The sequence below is a fragment of the Sphingorhabdus sp. genome (assembly GCF_044239665.1).
Classification (GTDB): domain Bacteria; phylum Pseudomonadota; class Alphaproteobacteria; order Sphingomonadales; family Sphingomonadaceae; genus Sphingorhabdus_B.
This window is the reverse complement of record NZ_JBIIBA010000008.1, coordinates 70,397-88,126: the sequence shown is the minus strand read 5'-3', so window position 1 is coordinate 88,126 and position 17,730 is coordinate 70,397. Positions and strand designations below refer to the sequence as shown.

The following is a 17,730-nucleotide window of genomic DNA, read 5'->3' as shown; positions in this document are numbered from 1 at the left end:
CGAATCGTGTTTCTAGTCCGCCGGCTTGAGCTTTCGGTGGGCGAATTGGTGCAGATACTCGACCAAAGCCAGCCCCGCGTTTCCCGACATATCCGCATTCTAGATGAAGCTGGGCTTTTGGAGCGTCGCAAGGAAGGAAGCTGGGTATTTTTAAGGCCTAGCGGGATGCTAACCGACGGCTCGCTCTCATCATTATTGGCAGAGGCAGATATGTCGCAGGCAAAGGCGTTCCAGCGCGATCTGCTTAGGCTTGATGAAGTGCGCAATGCGCGTACTGACATGGCGGCACAGTATTTTGCGGCCCATGCCGATGCCTGGGATTCGCTCAGATCATTGCATATTGCCGATTCGGAAGTGGAGGCCCGCTTGGCGCAGGTCCTGCACAGCGCACCATTAGGCCAAGTCCTTGATGTCGGAACGGGCACAGGACGCATGGTCGAGTTGTTTGCGTCCGATTCCAGCCGATTTGTGGCGATAGATAATAGTCCCGAAATGCTGCGGCTTGCACGTGCGAAAATTGCCAATTTAAGTCCCGAAATCGCGCGTAAAATCGACATAAAGCTCGGTGACTTCAACAGGCTGCCCTTGGGCGAGGGTGAATTCGACACCGTCATATTTCACCAAGTCTTGCATTATGCCCAGCACCCTGAAGCTGTCATTGCCGAAGCGATCCGTGCGCTTGCGCAGGGTGGCCGGCTCGTCATCGTTGATTTTGCCTCACATGATCTGGAAGAATTGCGCACGGTACATGCCCACGCCCGATTGGGCTTTTCCGATGATTTCATGAACAAGGCATTTAATAGTCACGGCCTGCAGATGGTGCACCAAACTGCGCTTGAGGCCGGCGCATTGGTGATCAAGGTCTGGATGGGCGAAAAGCTCTCCGCCCAACAACCGCGTCCCACACATAATCCCAGCCCAAAAAATAATTTAAGGATTGTCGCATGATTCTCCCACTGACACAGATGCAGGAGGCAAGCCGCGCTGTTGCCTCTCCCCTTTTTGCGGGGCTCCCCGGTGATTGCGAGATCAGTTTCGAATTCTTCCCGCCCAAAACGGAAAAGATGGAGGAGCAATTATGGGATTCGGTCGTGGCCCTCTCGCCGCTTGGTCCGCGCTTTGTCTCGGTCACTTATGGAGCGGGTGGCACCACCCGCGAACGCACACACAACACCGTGGCGCGCATTGCCCGCGAGACCGAAATTCCGGCGGCCGCACATTTAACCTGCGTCGAGGCATCCAAGGGCGAGATTGCCGATGTCGCCAACGCCTATTGGGAGGCAGGGGTTCGCCATATCGTCGCGCTGCGCGGGGACGCGCCTAATTCTGACGGCAAATTTGTGCCGCATCCCGACGGCTATGCCAGTGCTGCAGAATTAGTTGAAGGTTTACGCAAGCTGCACCCGTTTGAAATATCGGTCAGCGCTTATCCCGAAACCCATCCAGAGGCCTTGTCGGCCGCGTCAGACATTGATTTTCTGAAGCGCAAGCTGGACTCCGGTGCGAGCCGCGCGATCACGCAATTCTTTTTTGAACCCGAAACCTTCTTCCGTTTCCGCGATGCGGTTGCCGCAGCTGGCATTGATGCGGAGATTGTCCCAGGCATCATGCCAGTGTCGAACTTTGCCGCGATTACCCGCATGTCGCAAATGACCGGCACAGCTATTCCCAGCTGGATGGCGGACCTGTTCAATGGATTGGATGATCATCCATCCGCACGGCAATTGGTGGCCGCTACTGTCTCTGCAGAAATGTGCCGGAAATTATATGCAGGCGGTGTCCGAGAATTTCACTTTTACACCCTCAACCGCGCCGAATTATCCTACGCAATATGCCATTTGCTGGGCAAGCGGCCAGCCGCTGTAGCGCAAAAGGCCGCAGCATGAGCGCGCGCGAAGATTTTGCCGCCCGTGCAGCGCAACAGATATTGGTGTTCGACGGGGGCTATGGCACCGCGATCCAAGGCTATAAATTGTCTGAGGCTGATTATCGCGGCGAACTTGAACTGACGCACGATCAAAAGGGCAATAACGACCTATTGTCCATTACCCGTCCTGATGTCGTTGGCGCGATCCATAGCGCCTATCTCGAGGCGGGCGCCGACATGATCGAGACCAACACCTTCAGCGCGACCAAAATCAGCATGGCCGATTATGGCTGCGAACATTTGGTTCGGGAATTGAACTTGGAATCGGCCAAGCTGGCGCGGGGCTGTTGCGAGGCCGCCGAGGCCAAGGACGGCATAAAGCGGTTCGTTGCTGGGTCGATTGGTCCGACCAACAAAACCTTGTCCTTGTCGCCCGACGTCAACGACCCAGGCTATCGTGAGATAGACTTTGACTATCTGAAAGATGTGTATCGCGAACAATGCGACGCACTGATTGAAGGTGGTGTTGATTTCCTCTTAATCGAAACCATTTTCGACACGCTCAACGCCAAATGCGCTGCGATGGCTGCGCAAGAGGCGGCGGCGGCATGTGGGCGCGATGTGCCGTTGATGATATCAATGACCATCACCGACATGGCTGGCCGCAATCTCTCTGGTCACACGGTGGAAGCATTTTGGGCCGCGATCCGGCATGTTAAACCGCTGACCATCGGGTTGAATTGCTCCTTTGGCGCAGATCTTTTGCGACCGCATCTGGCGGCATTGTCCAAGCAAGCCGACACGCTGGTGATGGCGTACCCTAATGCAGGCTTGCCCAATGACTTGGCCGAATATGATGAACTACCCGAAACAACGGCGCAATTGATTGGCCAATGGCTTGACGATGGTCTGGTGAATATCGTTGGCGGCTGTTGCGGCACCACGCCTGCGCATATCGCCGCAATAGCTAAAGCGGTTGCGGACCGTGCGCCACGTGCCATTCCCAAGGCGGATATAGTGACACGGCTAGCGGGGCTCGAACCCTTCATCATGGCCGCCTGAATTTTATAAAGCAGAACAAAAATGTCCTCCATTATTTCCTCTTCCCGCTTCGTCAATATCGGCGAGCGCACCAATGTCACTGGCAGTGCCAAGTTCAAAAAGCTGATCCTCGCAGGCGATTATGAAGCTGCCGTTGAGGTTGCGCGCGACCAAGTCGAAAATGGCGCGCAGATTATCGACATCAACATGGATGAAGGCCTGCTGGACGCGCATGAAGCGATGACCACTTTCATCAAGCGCATCGCAGCAGAACCCGACATCGCCCGCGTGCCATTAATGATCGACAGTTCCAAATGGAGCGTAATTGAGGCCGGGCTGAAATGCGTTTCGGGTAAGCCAATCGTGAATTCGATTTCGATGAAAGAAGGCGAAGAGGCGTTTTTGCACTACGCGCGCTTGTGCATGGCTTATGGTGCGGCTGTCGTAGTTATGGCGTTCGATGAAACTGGCCAGGCTGACACGCAAGCCCGCAAGGTCGAGATTTGCAAACGGGCATATGACTTGCTGATCGGCATCGGTTTCCCGCCCGAGGACATCATTTTCGATCCCAACATCTTTGCGGTGGCAACGGGGATTGAGGAGCATAATAATTACGGCGTCGACTTTATCGAGGCCATCAAGGAACTGCGCGTCTTGTGTCCGCATGCGCATTATTCGGGCGGGCTTTCCAACCTTTCGTTCAGTTTCCGTGGCAATGAACCGGTGCGCCGCGCGATGCACTCGATCTTTCTCTATCACGCCATCCCTGCAGGGCTTGATATGGCCATCGTCAATGCAGGGCAGCTTGATATCTATGATGATATTGACGCCGAACTGCGTGTCGCCTGCGAAGATGTGATCCTCAACCGCGACCCCGATGCGACTGAGCGCCTGATTGTGCTTGCCGAAAAATATCGCGGGACTGATGTGGCACAGGAAAAGGCCGAGGCCGAATGGCGTGGCTGGCCGGTGACCAAAAGGTTGGAGCATGCCTTAGTCAAAGGCATTGATGCGCATATCGTCGATGACACCGAAGAAGCGCGGCTTGCAATCAAGGAAGCAGGCGGTCGCCCGATCGAAGTAATCGAAGGACCGTTGATGGACGGTATGAACGTCGTGGGCGACCTGTTCGGGTCGGGCCGCATGTTCCTGCCGCAAGTGGTGAAGTCTGCGCGCGTCATGAAAAAAGCAGTCGCGCATCTCTTCCCATATATTGAGGCGGAAAAAGAGGCGGGCGCCAAAGGCAAGGGCAAGATCATCATGGCGACCGTGAAGGGCGACGTGCATGATATTGGCAAGAACATTGTCGGCGTTGTCCTGCAATGTAATGGCTTTGAGATTGTTGATCTGGGCGTCATGGTCCCGTGGCCGACAATTTTGCAAGCGGCGGTCGAACATGATGCCAATATGATCGGGCTGTCGGGCCTTATCACCCCTTCGCTTGACGAAATGGTGACCGTTGCCGAGGAAATGGAAAAAGCAGGCATGTCGATGCCGTTGATGATTGGCGGCGCAACGACGTCAAAAACGCACACGGCCTTGCGTATTGAGCCTGTCTATTCCGGTCCCGTCATCCATGTGCTCGACGCGTCGCGCGCTGTCGGTGTTGCGGGCACATTGGTTAGCGATACGATGGCGGACAAGTTTGTTGCCGACACCCGCGCCGAATACAGCGATATTCGTGACGCCCGCGCTGGCAAGACGGCAAAGCCGCTCGCCACGCTGGAAGAAGCACGCGCCAATGCCTTTGAAATCGACGAAAGCATGAAGCCAGCCGCGCCGCAAAAGCCTGGTGTCCATGTCTATGATGACTGGGACTTGGCCGACCTGCGCAACTATATCGACTGGACCCCATTTTTCCGTGCGTGGGAATTGCATGGCAATTTTCCGGCGATTTTGACCGATGAAATTGTGGGCGAAAGCGCCACCAGCCTGTTTGCCGATGCCAATGCGATGCTCGACAAGATCATCAACGAAAAATGGCTGCGCGCAAAGGGCGTTGCGGGCCTTTGGCCCTGTCGGCGCGATGGCGATGATGTGCTTGTCTATTGCGAACAGACTGAGGCGCATGTGCGCCTGCCATTCTTGCGCCAACAAATCGCCAAGCGCGCAGGCAAAGCGAACATGTGCCTTGCCGATTTCATCAGCCGCGATGGCGACTGGATTGGTGGCTTTGCAGTCACGACTGGTCATGGAATCGAGACGCATTTGGCCCAGTTCAAAGCCAATATCGACGATTATTCGGACATCATGCTCAAGGCGTTAGCCGACCGGTTGGCGGAGGCCTTTGCCGAGCGGATGCACGAACATGTTCGCAAGGATCTGTGGGGCTATGCCCCTGAAGAGCAATTCACGCCCGAGGCTCTGAACCGCGAGGAATATCGCGGCATTCGGCCAGCCCCTGGCTATCCCGCCTGTCCAGACCACAGCCTGAAGCCGACATTGTTTGACCTGCTGGATGCGACGCATGCAACTGGCATCACGTTGACTGAAAGCTTTGCCATGTTACCGACCGCCGCGGTGAGCGGGCTGTATTTTGGCCACCCGCAATCTGAATATTTTGGCGTCGCGCGCATTGGTGATGATCAGGTGTCGGACTATGCGGCGCGCCGTGGGTTGGATATGGATCGTGCACGGCAATATCTAAGGCCCAACCTTAACGAATAAGGATAGTCTTGGTTTTAGAAACCCCGCTTTACACTGGTCGCTTTCCGCCAATGCGCCGTGCAGACATCGGGTATTATTGCCTTTCGCGCTGCCATTTCTGGGCAGGGCGCGCGAATCCAACTGGAGGCCTCTCGACAATCTCGACACTGCAAAAGCGGGGCGGGCCTTACCGACCTTGCGCGCGCCACCTTTTGACCACGCGTTGCAGCATCTCAGCTTCTCCGCCTGCTTCCTGCCACAACTGGCTAAACAGGGGATCGTCGGAAGCAGGGCGCTTTTCTTCTTCGAGAGTATCGAGCGCAACGCGGATGGGAATGCTGACACCTTCGCCGCAGATAATGCATTCGCGGTTACGCAGCGCGGGGATAGAGTCCAGGAAGCCGCGCGCGCCTTCGGGCATTGCGGCACGCACAAAGGCTTGGTCGCGCTCGTTATTCAAACGCATCGAAATGATTGTCCCGCATTGCGACAGCACGCCTTCGGCCAAATCTGAGGGCCGCTGCGTAATCAGGCCCAGAGATACCCCATATTTACGGCCTTCCTTGGCAATTCTCTCAAGGATGGAGCGCACGGCGCTGTCTTTCGACAGATGTTCCGACGGGATATATCTGTGCGCCTCTTCACACACGAGCAATATGGGCCGCTGGGGTTCGTTGCGTGACCAGAGGGCATAGTCAAATACGAGGCGCGAGAGCACGGCAACCACTGTCGAGGTGATGTCCGACGGCACGCCAGAAACGTCGATGATGGAAATGGGTTTGCCATATGAAGGCAGCCGGAAAATCTTGCCCACAAACTCGGCCATCGTATCGCCAACAAGCATGCCTGAGAACATGAAATTGTACCGTGGGTCCGCCTTTAATTCGTCAATTTTGCTCTTCAACCGCATGAAGGGAGCAGACGATGTCGCCTTGTCGAGCCGCCCCATTTCATTTTGAATGATGTTCGTCAAATCGGACAGGAGATAGGGAATGGGGGCGTCAACCGTCAGCTTGCCAATCGTTTCGGCAATCCGGTTTTTTGACCGCGCTTGGAGAAGGCATTTGGCGAGAATATCGGAATCTGTTTGTCTGTCGTCGCCATTGGAAGTGACGAAAATTTCGCAATGTTCGGCGAAATTCATCATCCAATAGGGCATGGCTAGGTTGTTGACGTCGAACAGCGCGCCATTATTTTTAAACGCGGCGCTATATTCCCCATGCGGGTCAATCATTACGATATGCCCTTCGGGCGCGATGTCGCAGATCTTGTGCAAAATCAGCGCCGCGCCGGTCGACTTACCCGTACCTGTTGAACCCAGCAGCGCAAAATGCTTACCAAGCATGGCATCAACATAGAGCGCGCCGCGAATATCCTTCGTCGGAAATACCGTGCCGATTTCGACATTTGCCCGCGCGTCGGTGGTATAGACTTGTTTGAGGTCGGTGCTGGAAACCGCATATACTTCGCTGCCAGGGACTGGGTAGCGCGTTACCCCGCGCCGGAAATTGTAAATCTTGCCTGTAAGCTTATCCTCATCGCCTTCGCCGAGGAAGTCGACTTGCGCCGTGATGATTTTATGGTCGCGCTCGTACATTTTTTGCGTGCGAATGTTGGCAAGAAGCCAGATATCACCGACGCGGATTTTAATCTGACTGCCGACTTGCCCTGACATCGCGATACTTGTGTCACTGTGTGCGTTGAGGCTTGTCAACAAGGCGGCATCGAGCGTCACTTGTGACTGCGAACCCGAAATCTCCATGACGAAGCCAATAGGGTGGAGCGTCGCGTCAACGACTGGGGCGTCCATCGGTGCGGCTATGGGCAAAGGCGCCGATTGATCTGGGTGGCCTATCCGATCGGTCTGCCGATGTACCGAAATGTCCATAAAGTTTCCGCCTCTTTCATAAAGAAGCGTCGGGCAATAGGCCAAGAAGGTAAAAATATATTTACCAGCGCAACAGGAGAAAGGTCGGGCAACTAAAAGGCGTTAGATCGTTTTCAAAATCAGAGCCGGTTGAAGACAAAGCCGGCAAACCAACCAAGTAGCAACGAGACAAGCACCGCCATTGCGCCGTAAAAAAGGGCATAGTCTTGCGCCAATATGGTGACCAATTGTTCGAACCCTGTTTTGCGGATGCGGACTTCAACATTATCATCGGCCACAATGACCCGGCCATCGCGAATGAGCAAAGTTTCCGCAGTATAGACACCGACCGGAACACTGGACGGAATGTTGAGGCGCGCACGATACAGCACCTGATCGGTTATTTCGACCGTGCCCGCATCTTGGCGGAAAAGGCCGTTGCGGCGATTTAAGTCCACCAGCCCATCGACAAAGCGGCGCTGTTCGGTGGCGTTGACTTCGCCGCTGGGCGACAATTGCAGGCGGTCAAGGCCAAGCTCGTAAATCGCGGCTGTTTTGCTGCTGATGATTTGATCGAGCGGGCGTGATGACGCGATTGCGTAATATGCGGGGACGGACCGGAAATCGGTGCTGTCGGCGTTGATCCAGATACCGGCAATTTTCTGCTTTTCACGTAACGTTACCGACCGGGTTGGCCCGCGCAGAACAACCGCAACATCTACTTGCTCGTCTGGCGCGACGCCGCGTGGGTAGATGATGGCTCCGAATAATAGCATTTCGGCGCCCGTGAATCCGGACTGGATGTTGATTTGCCGTTGTGAAACGTCGGGCACCAATTTGGGCACATTTTGCGCGCTCGCCGTCATCGGCAGCAAAAACAATATCAGGGCGAATAAACGGATCATAACGCCTGCAACGTGTAGATTTCGTCCGGACGCCAGCCCAGACCAAGCGCCATACGGATTGCGACAAGCAGAACGATCGCGGCGAGAAAGAGACGAAGATATTCTGGCCGCATGCGCTGCGCCAAACGCGCGCCGATTTGCGCCCCTGTCACACTACCAATGAGCAAGAAAACGGCCAGAACAATATCGACCGCTTTGGTGGTCAGGCTGTGCATCATCGTTGACGCCATCGTCACAAACAAAATCTGGAATAAGGATGTCCCCACCACTACCTGCGCGCCCATGCCCAATAGATAGAGCATAGCGGGCACCATGATGAAGCCCCCGCCCACGCCAAGCAACATTGTCATAATGCCCGTGATAAAACCCAATATCAACGGCGCGATAGGCGAAATATAAAGACCGGAACGATAGAAACGCCAGCGCATCGGCAAATTGGCCACCAACGGATGATGCCGCCGTTTGGCTGCAGCGACTGGCTTTCCCGCGCGCACAGCCAGAACGCTGGTTAAGCTTTCTTTGGCCATCAAGCCACCGATGCTGCCCAACATCAGCACATAAAGGATGTTGATGACGGTATCGATCTGGCCAAGCGCCTCCAATATTTCAAAGATCGCTGCGCCCGCGCCTGTGCCGAATATACCGCCGACCACGAGCACGCCGCCCATCTGAAAATCCACCCCGCCGCGTTTCATATGTGCAAATACGCCCGAGACGCTGGCCCCTGTCACCTGCGTGGATGCGGACGCCGCGGCAACCGCTGGCGGGATACCGTAGAATATGAGCAAAGGCGTAGTTAGGAATCCGCCACCGACGCCAAACATACCCGACAGCACGCCGACGCCGCCACCCAGAAGGATGATCACCAGCGCGTTGACCGACAGATTGGCTATGGGAAGATAAATATCCATGATCGACTATGACACCCTAACGGCATTTGACGGCAGGATAAAGGCGGGGTTTTAGAAACTGGTGGACAAGGTGATCGTGGGACCACCGCTATGCCGAGCGACGCCACCTTTACCTAGGATTATAAACTAAGATAAGATGCGACAACAACGCAATCGCTCTATTTTTCCCCTTTGCTTGCCATCTTTTGGCCGCTTCGCCATAAGGGATGGCGATGATTGAAACTATAAAACAACCCGCCAAAAACTCTGCTTTGCGGGCATTTTTGTCGAGTGAAGCCGCGGGCGGTATTTTGTTAATGGCGGCCGCCGCATTGGCCATGATTATTGCCAATTCGGCTATTGCTGAAAACTATAATGATTTCCTACATTTGGTAATCGGACCGGAGCTAACACCAAAGCTTGGCCCAATGACCGTCCATCTTTGGATAAATGACGGTCTGATGGCGATTTTCTTTTTGCTCGTCGGGCTGGAGATTAAGCGCGAATTTGTCGATGGGCATTTGTCGACTTGGGCCGACCGCACGCTTCCAATGCTTGCCGCTGCGGCAGGCATGGCTGTTCCCGCGTTTGTGTATCTTGCGGTCGCGGGCGGCGATCCTGCATTACAGCGTGGCTGGGCTATACCGGCTGCTACCGACATTGCATTTGCCATTGGCGTGCTTGCGCTTTTGGGCAGTCGGGCGCCTGCTTCGCTGAAACTGTTCCTGACGACCGTTGCTATTGTTGACGACATGGGTGCGGTGGCGATCATAGCTTTATTCTACACAGCCGAGTTGAACATCGTCGCGCTGGCTGCGGCAGGTGGCATTTGGGTTGCAATGATGCTGCTGAACCGTTTTCGGGTAAATGCTCTTTGGCCCTATCTCATCCTTGCGGCCTTATTATGGTATGCGACATTGTTATCCGGCGTGCATGCAACCATTGCGGGCGTGATGGCGGCATTTGCCATTCCCTTCCGCCGAACGCTCGCGGCACCTGACGCGGAAGATTCGGCACTCCACCGGCTTGAACACGCGCTTGTGAAGCCAGTTGCCTTCCTTATCGTACCGATCTTTGGGTTCGCAAATGCGGGTGTTTCCTTGGCGGGTATCAGCTTTGCTGCATTAGCTGCGCCGCTGCCTCTTGGCATCGCGATGGGCCTGTTTTTGGGCAAGCAACTTGGAATTTTTACCAGCGTCTGGATCGCGGTCAAACTTGGCATTGCCGCGCGGCCGTCAAAGGCAAGCTGGACGCAAGTCTATGGTGTAGCCTTGCTGTGCGGTATCGGCTTTACGATGAGCTTGTTTATCGGCGGCCTTGCCTTCACTGGTCCCGAGCAGGTGGATGATGTCAAAATTGGGGTTTTGATGGGGTCTATCCTCTCTGCCATTCTAGGCTATCTCGTTTTGCGCTTTGCCGCACCGCAATACACTCATTCTGGAGGCAGGATATGAACTTGCGATTTTCCCTCATCATTCCGGTGATACTGCTTGCGTCGGGTTGCGCCAATATTACCCCAGTGGCCCCAGCCCCTTCAAATGTGGCCGCGCCAGCGAAATCGATCGCTGATATTTCCGATGCGTATATCCGGTTGACGCTTGAGGCAGGTACCCATGAAGCGGAATATGTCGACGCTTATTATGGCCCGCCCGCGCTGCAAGAAGCAGCTAAAGCAAATCCGCGATCTTTGGCACAGTTAATTGCTGAAGCCCGCGCGCTGAGGGCGTCTATTGATACGGCCTTGCCATCATTACGCACCGAATCGGACCGGCGCCGCGCGGTTGCGTTGCGCGGCATGCTCGTGGCTGCTGACACACGGCTGCAGATGCTTGAGGGGCGGAAATTTTCGTTCAATGATGAAGCGCAGGGTCAGTTTGCAACGGTGCCGGACTTGAAACCTCTGGCGCATTATGACGCCATATTGGCTAATCTTGAAACGCTGATACCTGGTGATGGCCCGCTCGCCGCACGCGTCGATACCTTTAATGAGCGTTATGTCATTCCCAAGAACCGCTTGCAGATGGTGTTTGATGTCGCCATTGCCGAATGTAAGCGCCGCACGGCGCAATATATCCAATTACCAGCGGGCGAGACGTTCGTGATGGAGTTTGTCACGGGCAAGCCGTGGTCAGGCTATAATTATTATAAGGGCAATTTTAAAAGCCTGATCCAGATCAATACCGACCTGCCGATCCGTATCAGCCGTGCGGTCGATCTGGGCTGTCACGAAGGCTATCCGGGCCACCATGTGCTGAACCTGATGGTTGAAGAACGGCTCGCACGCAAAAATGGGTGGAAGGAATATGAAGTTAATCCACTCTACAGCCCGACCAGCGTTTTGTCTGAAGGCAGCGCCAATTACGGCATTGATCTCGCCTTTCCAGCCGCGGAACGCTTGGCATTTGAACGCGATATTCTGTACCCGATGGCTGGCCTTAATCCCAATTCTGCACAAGCCTTTTGGGAAATGCAGCAAATGACCGAAGCGCTCTCGGGCGCGCGCCTGACCATTGCGAAAATGTATCTCGATGGGGAAATATCCCGTGCGCAGGCACTTGAACTGACCCAGAAATATCTGCTCTTGTCGCCCGCGCGCGCCGAACAATCGGTGGCGTTTACGGACCATTATCGCAGCTATGTTATCAACTATGGCTGGGGAAAAGACCTCGTGCGTGGTTATGTCGAGCGCGGTAATCCCGACCAAGCCGAGCGCTGGCGCCGGATGGAAAAGATACTCAGCGAGCCAACGCAGCCTGCCGATTTGCTACCCTAGGCAAGGTGATCGCGGAACCAGGCGGTTAGTTCTTCTTCGGACAATTCACCCGCGGCGAGTGCCAAAACAATGCGCGTCGCGTCCTGTGGGTCGAATGTCAGTGCATGCCCGTTGAGCGCCAAAAACAAACGCGCAAGTACCCATGCTGTGCGTTTGTTGCCATCGGCAAAAGGATGGTTCCGAGCAACATCATAAGCATAAGCCGCAGCCAGTGCAGCGGGATCGTCCGTGCCATAATTCCACTGGCTCACTGGTCGTCCTAATGCCGAGTCCAGCAAGTCGGAACCGCGCACACCGCTAATCCTGCCATGCTCGGCAATCTGCCGGTCGTGGATGGCAAGCGCATCGCGTGCGTCGAGCCAATGGGGCTCAATTCGAATGGCCGGTGGCAATTGCGGCCCTTACTGCGCCAACACGCGCAATATGTCGCGGTCCTCACGCATGATCGTTTCAGCCAACGCCATCTTTGTCTCAAAGCCGGGGTCGCTTGGGGTCAGGTGAAAGCCGTTAGCGGTTTCCGTCAGATACAGGTTGTCGCCAAGCGACACCCGCAGCTTGGCGAGTATCTCTTTGGGAAGAATCATACCGGCGCTGTTGCCGACTTTTATAACTTTAATTGGCTTGTTCATACGTATGTTATAACACAAACATTGCTACAACTGCAAGTCTGGCATATTGACGTGCACCGATTGCGAAATCATGTTGGCCGTGCCGAAGATCGCCATAAAGCTGAGGTCGGTTGCATCGGTCATTTACCAGAATCGCGCAAGCTCTCGCAAAGTGCATTTCGACGGGCTATGCGGTGGCATAGTGTAAACTGGAATATCCCGAACGATGCGCCTGTTTTTTGATCCCCGCCAGCTTGACCATGCGCCGGTTCAAGAGCTCCATAATGGTGCGTTCGTCCCTTATGCCGAAACGCCCGCACGCGCACAGGCGCTATGTGCAGGCGTGCCCGCTACGGCTCGGCCCACCGACCATGGAGAGGCACCGATATTGGCGGTGCATGATGCTGATTACATCGCATATCTCAAGACTGCGCATGACCGTTGGGTTGCCGCCGGACGGTCAGGTGATGTGATGGGCTATATATGGCCAGTGATGCGTCGGCGCGCGTTGGACTTAAAGCGTATTGACGCCTTGGCCGGTCGCTACAGCATGGACAGCTCTACGCCATTGACCGCCGATAGCTGGACGTCGGCCTATTGGAGCACGCAGTCGGCCTTGTCGGCGCTTGATGCGGTGCTGGCTGGCGACCGCGTTGCCACCGCTTTGTGCCGTCCGCCCGGGCATCATGCAGGGGCAGACTATCTTGGCGGATATTGCTTCATTAATCAGGCAGCGGTTGCGGCGCAAGCGGCGCGCGACGCAGGTATCGCGCGCGTGGCCATTATCGACATTGACTATCATCATGGCAACGGCACGCAGGACATTTTCTGGGAGCGGGGCGATGTTTTTTATGCCTCTGTCCACGCAGATCCGGCGACCGATTTCCCGTTTTACTGGGGCCATGCCGATGAAGTCGGCGAAGGCGCGGGGGCAGGCGCAACGCTGAATCTGCCATTGCTGCAAGGGACAACGCTCGATGCCTTTCGCGCCGCACAAGCGACAGCGCTGGACGCCATTGCCCGGTTTGACCCCGGCTTACTGATTGTCAGCTTCGGCGCGGATACGTTTGAAGGCGACCCCATCGCCAATTTCGCACTGAAGACATCGGATTATGCCACGCTGGCAAGGGACATTGCCGCGACCGGATTGCCGACAGTTGTCCTGACCGAAGGCGGCTATGCGGTCGATAATTTGGGCGAAAATCTCGGTAGCTTTTTAAGCGGGTTTTGAAGCTGCATTTCTGTTGCTCAAAAGAAAAGGGCGGCCATCTCTGACCGCCCCCTTAAAGCTCAAATTTGAACCTGCTTACAGCTTGCCCACCATTTCAGGCACGACCGTGAACAGGTCACCAACAAGGCCTATATCTGCCACTTGGAATATCGGCGCGTCTTCATCCTTGTTGATCGCGATGATGACCTTGGAGTCCTTCATGCCGGCCAGATGCTGGATCGCGCCGGAGATGCCAACCGCGACATATACTTCTGGCGCGACGATCTTACCCGTTTGGCCAACCTGATAGTCATTGGGCACAAAGCCTGCGTCCACAGCCGCGCGGCTTGCGCCAACGCCTGCGCCAAGCTTATCCGCCAAAGGCAAGATGGTTGCGGCAAAAGTGTCCGCATCCTTCAACGCACGACCGCCCGATACGATGATCTTGGCAGAGGTCAGTTCAGGGCGTTCTTGCTTGGCAATCTCTGCCGAAATGAACGACGAGGTGCCAGCATCGCCTGTGCTTGCAACCGCTGCAATCGTCGCCGAACCGCCGCTTTCTTGTGCCTTGGCAAAGGCTGTGCCGCGCACAGTGATAACCTTCTTGGCATCTGACGACTGCACCGTGGCAATTGCGTTACCGGCATAGATGGGACGCGTGAACGTGTCCGCGCTTTCAACGCTGAGGATGTCCGAGATTTGCATGACATCCAACAAAGCCGCCACGCGTGGTGCGATGTTCTTGCCGTTCGATGTGGCAGGCGCCAGAAACGCGTCATGGCTTGCCATCAATGACGCAACCAAGGGCGCGACATTTTCGGCCAATTGCTGCGCATAAGCCGCGTCATCGGCAACATGCACCGTGCTCACGCCCGCAATCTTGGCAGCCGCATCCGCAACCGCGCCGCAGCCAGAGCCTGCAACGAGGATATGCACTTCGCCAATCTGCGATGCCGCGGTGACGACGGCCAATGTTGCATCCTTCAACGATGCATTGTCATGTTCGGCATAAACGAGGGTCTTCATGCGGCCACTCCCATTTCCTTAAGCTTTGCAACCAACGCATCGACGTCGGCAACCTTGATACCTGCGCTGCGCACGGGCGGCTCGATTACCTTCAACGTCTTAAGGCGCGGGCTAACATCGACGCCATAATCGGCAGGGGTTTTCTGCGCGAGAGGCTTGGACTTTGCCTTCATGATGTTTGGCAAAGACGCATAACGTGGCTCGTTCAAGCGCAAATCCGTCGTGATGATCGCTGGCATCTTCAACGCCACGGTCTGCAAACCGCCATCGACTTCGCGTGCGACATGCACTGCATCGCCCGATACATTTACCGTATTGGCAAATGTGCCCTGCGGACGACCGGTCAACGCAGCGAGCATTTGGCCTGTCTGGTTGCTATCATCGTCAATCGCTTGCTTGCCCAAAATGACAAGGCCAGGCTGTTCTTCGTCCATGATCTTTGCAAGGATCTTGGCAACGCCCAAAGGCTCAACATCTTCAGCAACGACCAAGATCGCGCGATCCGCGCCCATGGCCAAAGCCGTGCGCAGCGTTTCTTGCGCCTTGTCCGGCCCAATCGACACCGCGATAACCTCAGTCGCAACGCCCTTTTCACGCAAACGTAGCGCTTCTTCGACCGCAATCTCGTCAAACGGGTTCATGCTCATTTTGACATTCGCCAAATCCACACCCGAACCATCAGGCTTAACCCGCGGCTTTACGTTATAATCGATGACCCGCTTCACGGGGACGATGATCTTCATGTGCTCATCCTTCCATACCGACTCAATAAGGCAATTGAATGCCCGCTTAAACTGTTGCGCCTATGCTTAACGTTTACGTGAACGTCAAGTGCCTGATCTACACATCCTGCCAAGCGTTTAACATGCTGACGATTCTTGCACCTTGCAGGAACCGCCAGAGGACAATTTTACGCCGCCTTGCGTACTTCCGCGACTATTTTCTCCGCCGCATCGCCCAAGTCATTGGCCGATACGATGGGCAAGCCGCTATTGGCCAAAATGTCTTTGCCCTGCTGCACATTGGTGCCTTCAAGGCGCACCACGAGCGGCACTGACAGGTTCACTTCCTTGGCCGCAGCAACAATACCATCGGCGATGATGTCGCATTTCATGATGCCACCGAAAATGTTGACGAGAATGCCCTTTACGGCGGGGTCCTTCAGAATGATCTTGAAAGCGGCCGTGACCTTTTCCTTCGATGCGCCGCCGCCCACGTCCAAGAAGTTGGCAGGGAATTCACCGTTCAGCTTGATGATGTCCATCGTTGCCATGGCAAGGCCCGCACCATTGACCATGCAGCCAATGTTGCCGTCCAGTTTAATGTACGCAAGGTCATATTCCGAAGCTTCAACCTCGGCAGGGTCCTCTTCGGTCAAATCGCGCAGTTCGGCGAGATCCTTGTGCCGGAACATCGCATTGCCATCAAAGCTGACCTTGGCATCAAGCACTAGAAGCTCGTCGCCATTCTTGCCTTCGCAAACCGCAAGCGGGTTGATTTCGATCTGTTCGGCATCGGTGCCGATGAACGCGCTGTAGAGGCCAGCAAGAACAGTCTGCGCTTGCTTGGCCAGATCGCCAGTCAAGCCAAGCGCCTTGGCAACGCTGCGGCCATGATGGGGTTGAAGGCCAGCGGCAGGATCGATGACGATGGTGTGGATCTTCTCTGGGCTGTCATGCGCCACGTCTTCAATATTCATGCCGCCTTCGGTCGACGCTACAACCGCGATGCGGCTGGTCGCACGGTCGACGAGCAAAGCAAGGTAGAATTCCTGCTTAATGTCGGCGCCATCGGTGATGTATAGGCGGTTGACCTGCTTGCCTTCGGGGCCAGTCTGGATCGTCACCAGCGTGTTGCCAAGCATGTCTTTTGCATGGGCCTCAACCTCATCCAGATTAAAGGCCAGACGAACGCCGCCCTTTGCATCGGGGCCAAGTTCCTTGAACTTGCCCTTGCCGCGTCCACCAGCATGGATCTGCGATTTTACCACGTAAAGCGGGCCAGGAAGTTGCTTCGCGGCGGCAACCGCCTCTTCTACGCTCAACGCCGCGATACCGGCGGGCACAGCGACACCGAATTTTGCGAGCAGTTCTTTGGCCTGATATTCATGGATATTCATGGGAGATTGCATCCTTACAAATGGAAAGTATCGCCGGTCGCTTAAGCACAGACGGGCACTGAATGGAAGGGCTTGCGCGGATGTTTTTTGGGTCACGCAAAGGCGCAAGCGGCATGGGGAATATGGCCCCATCTCTGCGTTCTGCGCCCCTGCGTGACCCAAAAAATTAAAGCAATAAATCTAAGGCAATCAATTCACGACGAAGTGAATCGGCATCTGTAAAATGATGCGCAACAAAACCATTTTCGCGCGCGCTAATGACATTGTCATGATTATCATCGATAAAAATCGCTTCGCCCGACTTTAGTCCGAAACGCTGTAGCGCCAGCATGTAAATGGCAGGGTCAGGCTTCACCAATTTTTCGACACCCGAGACGATTATGTCCTGAAAACGGTCGAATATTGGCTGGGTGGGGCGAAACATATCCCAAAATTCAGCGCCGAAATTGGTTATCGCAAATAACGGCACATCGCGTTCGGCGAGTTCCTGCACGATCTCCAGTGATCCGTTGACGGGCCCTGGAATGGTCTCATTGAAACGGTTGGAATATGCCGCAATCCACGCGGCATATTCTGGAAATTCAGCGACCCGCTCGGCAACCATATCGTCCAAAGCGCGACCCGCATCATGTTGAAAATGCCATTCGGGCGTCACAATGGCTGTGACGAAATATTCCAGCTCGTCCTTGTCCGTGATCAGCTTTGCAAAAAGATGCCTCAGGTCCCATTCAAACAGCACTTTGCCGACATCAAAGACCGCAGTGGTTATTTTGGTCAT

The 17,730-nt window shown here is 55.2% G+C and carries 16 protein-coding genes; 7 read left to right on the top strand and 9 right to left on the bottom strand.

What is annotated here, in order from left to right:
• From ACILP3_RS04245 to metH, 4 genes are all read left to right on the top strand, one after another.
• On the top strand, nucleotides 1-948 hold a 948-nt coding region (locus ACILP3_RS04245), incomplete at its 5' end, for an ArsR/SmtB family transcription factor (RefSeq protein ID WP_395615424.1).
• The gene (metF, locus tag ACILP3_RS04240) at nucleotides 945-1,886 is read left to right on the top strand and encodes a methylenetetrahydrofolate reductase [NAD(P)H] (RefSeq protein ID WP_395615423.1); all 942 of its coding nucleotides are present in this window, start codon (nucleotides 945-947) and stop codon (nucleotides 1,884-1,886) included. The genes ACILP3_RS04245 and metF, both read left to right, overlap by 4 nt.
• Nucleotides 1,883-2,929, top strand: coding sequence for a homocysteine S-methyltransferase family protein (locus ACILP3_RS04235; protein ID WP_395615422.1), 1,047 nt, complete (start codon nucleotides 1,883-1,885; stop codon nucleotides 2,927-2,929). The genes metF and ACILP3_RS04235 overlap by 4 nt, the downstream gene beginning before the upstream one ends.
• 21 nt (nucleotides 2,930-2,950) lie before the next feature.
• Nucleotides 2,951-5,575: a methionine synthase gene (metH, locus tag ACILP3_RS04230; protein WP_395615421.1), complete on the top strand. Its 2,625-nt coding sequence runs from the start codon at nucleotides 2,951-2,953 to the stop codon at nucleotides 5,573-5,575.
• Between the two features lie 166 nt (nucleotides 5,576-5,741).
• Here metH and ACILP3_RS04225 read toward each other — a convergent pair whose 3' ends face one another.
• The 3 genes from ACILP3_RS04225 to ACILP3_RS04215 all read right to left on the bottom strand — a co-directional run bounded on the left by ACILP3_RS04225 (nucleotide 5,742) and on the right by ACILP3_RS04215 (nucleotide 9,237).
• The gene (locus ACILP3_RS04225) at nucleotides 5,742-7,364 is read right to left on the bottom strand and encodes an ATP-binding protein (RefSeq protein WP_395615429.1); all 1,623 of its coding nucleotides are present in this window, start codon (nucleotides 7,362-7,364) and stop codon (nucleotides 5,742-5,744) included.
• A 197-nt stretch (nucleotides 7,365-7,561) separates the two neighbouring features.
• Nucleotides 7,562-8,326, bottom strand: a complete 765-nt coding sequence (locus tag ACILP3_RS04220) for a TIGR02186 family protein (RefSeq protein WP_395615420.1) — start codon at nucleotides 8,324-8,326, stop codon at nucleotides 7,562-7,564.
• The gene (locus tag ACILP3_RS04215; protein ID WP_395615419.1) at nucleotides 8,323-9,237 is read right to left on the bottom strand and encodes a sulfite exporter TauE/SafE family protein; all 915 of its coding nucleotides are present in this window, start codon (nucleotides 9,235-9,237) and stop codon (nucleotides 8,323-8,325) included. The genes ACILP3_RS04220 and ACILP3_RS04215 overlap by 4 nt, the downstream gene beginning before the upstream one ends.
• Before the next feature lie 212 nt (nucleotides 9,238-9,449).
• On the opposite strand from ACILP3_RS04215, the gene nhaA reads away from it, so the two are divergent.
• The gene (gene nhaA / locus ACILP3_RS04210) at nucleotides 9,450-10,670 is read left to right on the top strand and encodes a Na+/H+ antiporter NhaA (protein ID WP_395615418.1); all 1,221 of its coding nucleotides are present in this window, start codon (nucleotides 9,450-9,452) and stop codon (nucleotides 10,668-10,670) included.
• Nucleotides 10,667-11,989, top strand: a complete 1,323-nt coding sequence (locus ACILP3_RS04205; protein WP_395615417.1) for a hypothetical protein — start codon at nucleotides 10,667-10,669, stop codon at nucleotides 11,987-11,989. The genes nhaA and ACILP3_RS04205 overlap by 4 nt, the downstream gene beginning before the upstream one ends.
• Here ACILP3_RS04205 and ACILP3_RS04200 read toward each other — a convergent pair.
• A complete protein-coding gene (locus ACILP3_RS04200) occupies nucleotides 11,986-12,381 on the bottom strand; it encodes a type II toxin-antitoxin system death-on-curing family toxin (protein ID WP_395615416.1) in 396 nt (131 codons plus the stop codon). The genes ACILP3_RS04205 and ACILP3_RS04200 overlap by 4 nt on opposite strands.
• A gap of 9 nt (nucleotides 12,382-12,390) precedes the next feature.
• Nucleotides 12,391-12,618: an AbrB/MazE/SpoVT family DNA-binding domain-containing protein gene (locus ACILP3_RS04195; protein ID WP_395615415.1), complete on the bottom strand. Its 228-nt coding sequence runs from the start codon at nucleotides 12,616-12,618 to the stop codon at nucleotides 12,391-12,393.
• Between the two features lie 205 nt (nucleotides 12,619-12,823).
• Between ACILP3_RS04195 and ACILP3_RS04190 the strand changes: the two genes are divergently transcribed.
• Nucleotides 12,824-13,828 carry a histone deacetylase family protein gene (locus ACILP3_RS04190; protein WP_395615414.1) on the top strand — a complete coding sequence of 335 codons (1,005 nt, stop codon included), beginning with the start codon at nucleotides 12,824-12,826 and terminating at the stop codon, nucleotides 13,826-13,828.
• A gap of 75 nt (nucleotides 13,829-13,903) precedes the next feature.
• Here the strand turns inward: ACILP3_RS04190 and ACILP3_RS04185 are convergent, their stop codons facing one another.
• The 4 genes from ACILP3_RS04185 to ACILP3_RS04170 all read right to left on the bottom strand — a co-directional run bounded on the left by ACILP3_RS04185 (nucleotide 13,904) and on the right by ACILP3_RS04170 (nucleotide 17,730).
• Entirely contained in the window at nucleotides 13,904-14,833 is a 930-nt protein-coding gene (locus ACILP3_RS04185) for an electron transfer flavoprotein subunit alpha/FixB family protein (protein ID WP_395615413.1), read from the bottom strand.
• Nucleotides 14,830-15,576, bottom strand: coding sequence for an electron transfer flavoprotein subunit beta/FixA family protein (locus ACILP3_RS04180; protein WP_395615412.1), 747 nt, complete (start codon nucleotides 15,574-15,576; stop codon nucleotides 14,830-14,832). The genes ACILP3_RS04185 and ACILP3_RS04180 overlap by 4 nt, the downstream gene beginning before the upstream one ends.
• A 167-nt stretch (nucleotides 15,577-15,743) precedes the next feature.
• Nucleotides 15,744-16,952, bottom strand: coding sequence for an ADP-forming succinate--CoA ligase subunit beta (gene sucC / locus ACILP3_RS04175; RefSeq protein ID WP_395615411.1), 1,209 nt, complete (start codon nucleotides 16,950-16,952; stop codon nucleotides 15,744-15,746).
• A 166-nt stretch (nucleotides 16,953-17,118) separates the two neighbouring features.
• A complete protein-coding gene (locus tag ACILP3_RS04170) occupies nucleotides 17,119-17,730 on the bottom strand; it encodes an HAD family hydrolase (RefSeq protein ID WP_395615410.1) in 612 nt (203 codons plus the stop codon).

What these genes read in the sequence shown, in the direction of transcription:
- metF (WP_395615423.1), top strand. Translation starts at nt 945, where the DNA reads ATGATTCTCCCACTGACACAGATGCAGGAGGCAAGCCGCGCTGTTGCC.
- ACILP3_RS04235 (WP_395615422.1), top strand. Translation starts at nt 1,883, where the DNA reads ATGAGCGCGCGCGAAGATTTTGCCGCCCGTGCAGCGCAACAGATATTG.
- metH (WP_395615421.1), top strand. Translation starts at nt 2,951, where the DNA reads ATGTCCTCCATTATTTCCTCTTCCCGCTTCGTCAATATCGGCGAGCGC.
- ACILP3_RS04225 (WP_395615429.1), bottom strand. Translation starts at nt 7,364, where the DNA reads ATGGACGCCCCAGTCGTTGACGCGACGCTCCACCCTATTGGCTTCGTC.
- ACILP3_RS04220 (WP_395615420.1), bottom strand. Translation starts at nt 8,326, where the DNA reads ATGATCCGTTTATTCGCCCTGATATTGTTTTTGCTGCCGATGACGGCG.
- ACILP3_RS04215 (WP_395615419.1), bottom strand. Translation starts at nt 9,237, where the DNA reads ATGGATATTTATCTTCCCATAGCCAATCTGTCGGTCAACGCGCTGGTG.
- nhaA (WP_395615418.1), top strand. Translation starts at nt 9,450, where the DNA reads ATGATTGAAACTATAAAACAACCCGCCAAAAACTCTGCTTTGCGGGCA.
- ACILP3_RS04205 (WP_395615417.1), top strand. Translation starts at nt 10,667, where the DNA reads ATGAACTTGCGATTTTCCCTCATCATTCCGGTGATACTGCTTGCGTCG.
- ACILP3_RS04195 (WP_395615415.1), bottom strand. Translation starts at nt 12,618, where the DNA reads ATGAACAAGCCAATTAAAGTTATAAAAGTCGGCAACAGCGCCGGTATG.
- ACILP3_RS04190 (WP_395615414.1), top strand. Translation starts at nt 12,824, where the DNA reads ATGCGCCTGTTTTTTGATCCCCGCCAGCTTGACCATGCGCCGGTTCAA.
- ACILP3_RS04185 (WP_395615413.1), bottom strand. Translation starts at nt 14,833, where the DNA reads ATGAAGACCCTCGTTTATGCCGAACATGACAATGCATCGTTGAAGGAT.
- ACILP3_RS04180 (WP_395615412.1), bottom strand. Translation starts at nt 15,576, where the DNA reads ATGAAGATCATCGTCCCCGTGAAGCGGGTCATCGATTATAACGTAAAG.
- sucC (WP_395615411.1), bottom strand. Translation starts at nt 16,952, where the DNA reads ATGAATATCCATGAATATCAGGCCAAAGAACTGCTCGCAAAATTCGGT.
- ACILP3_RS04170 (WP_395615410.1), bottom strand. Translation starts at nt 17,730, where the DNA reads ATGACCAAAATAACCACTGCGGTCTTTGATGTCGGCAAAGTGCTGTTT.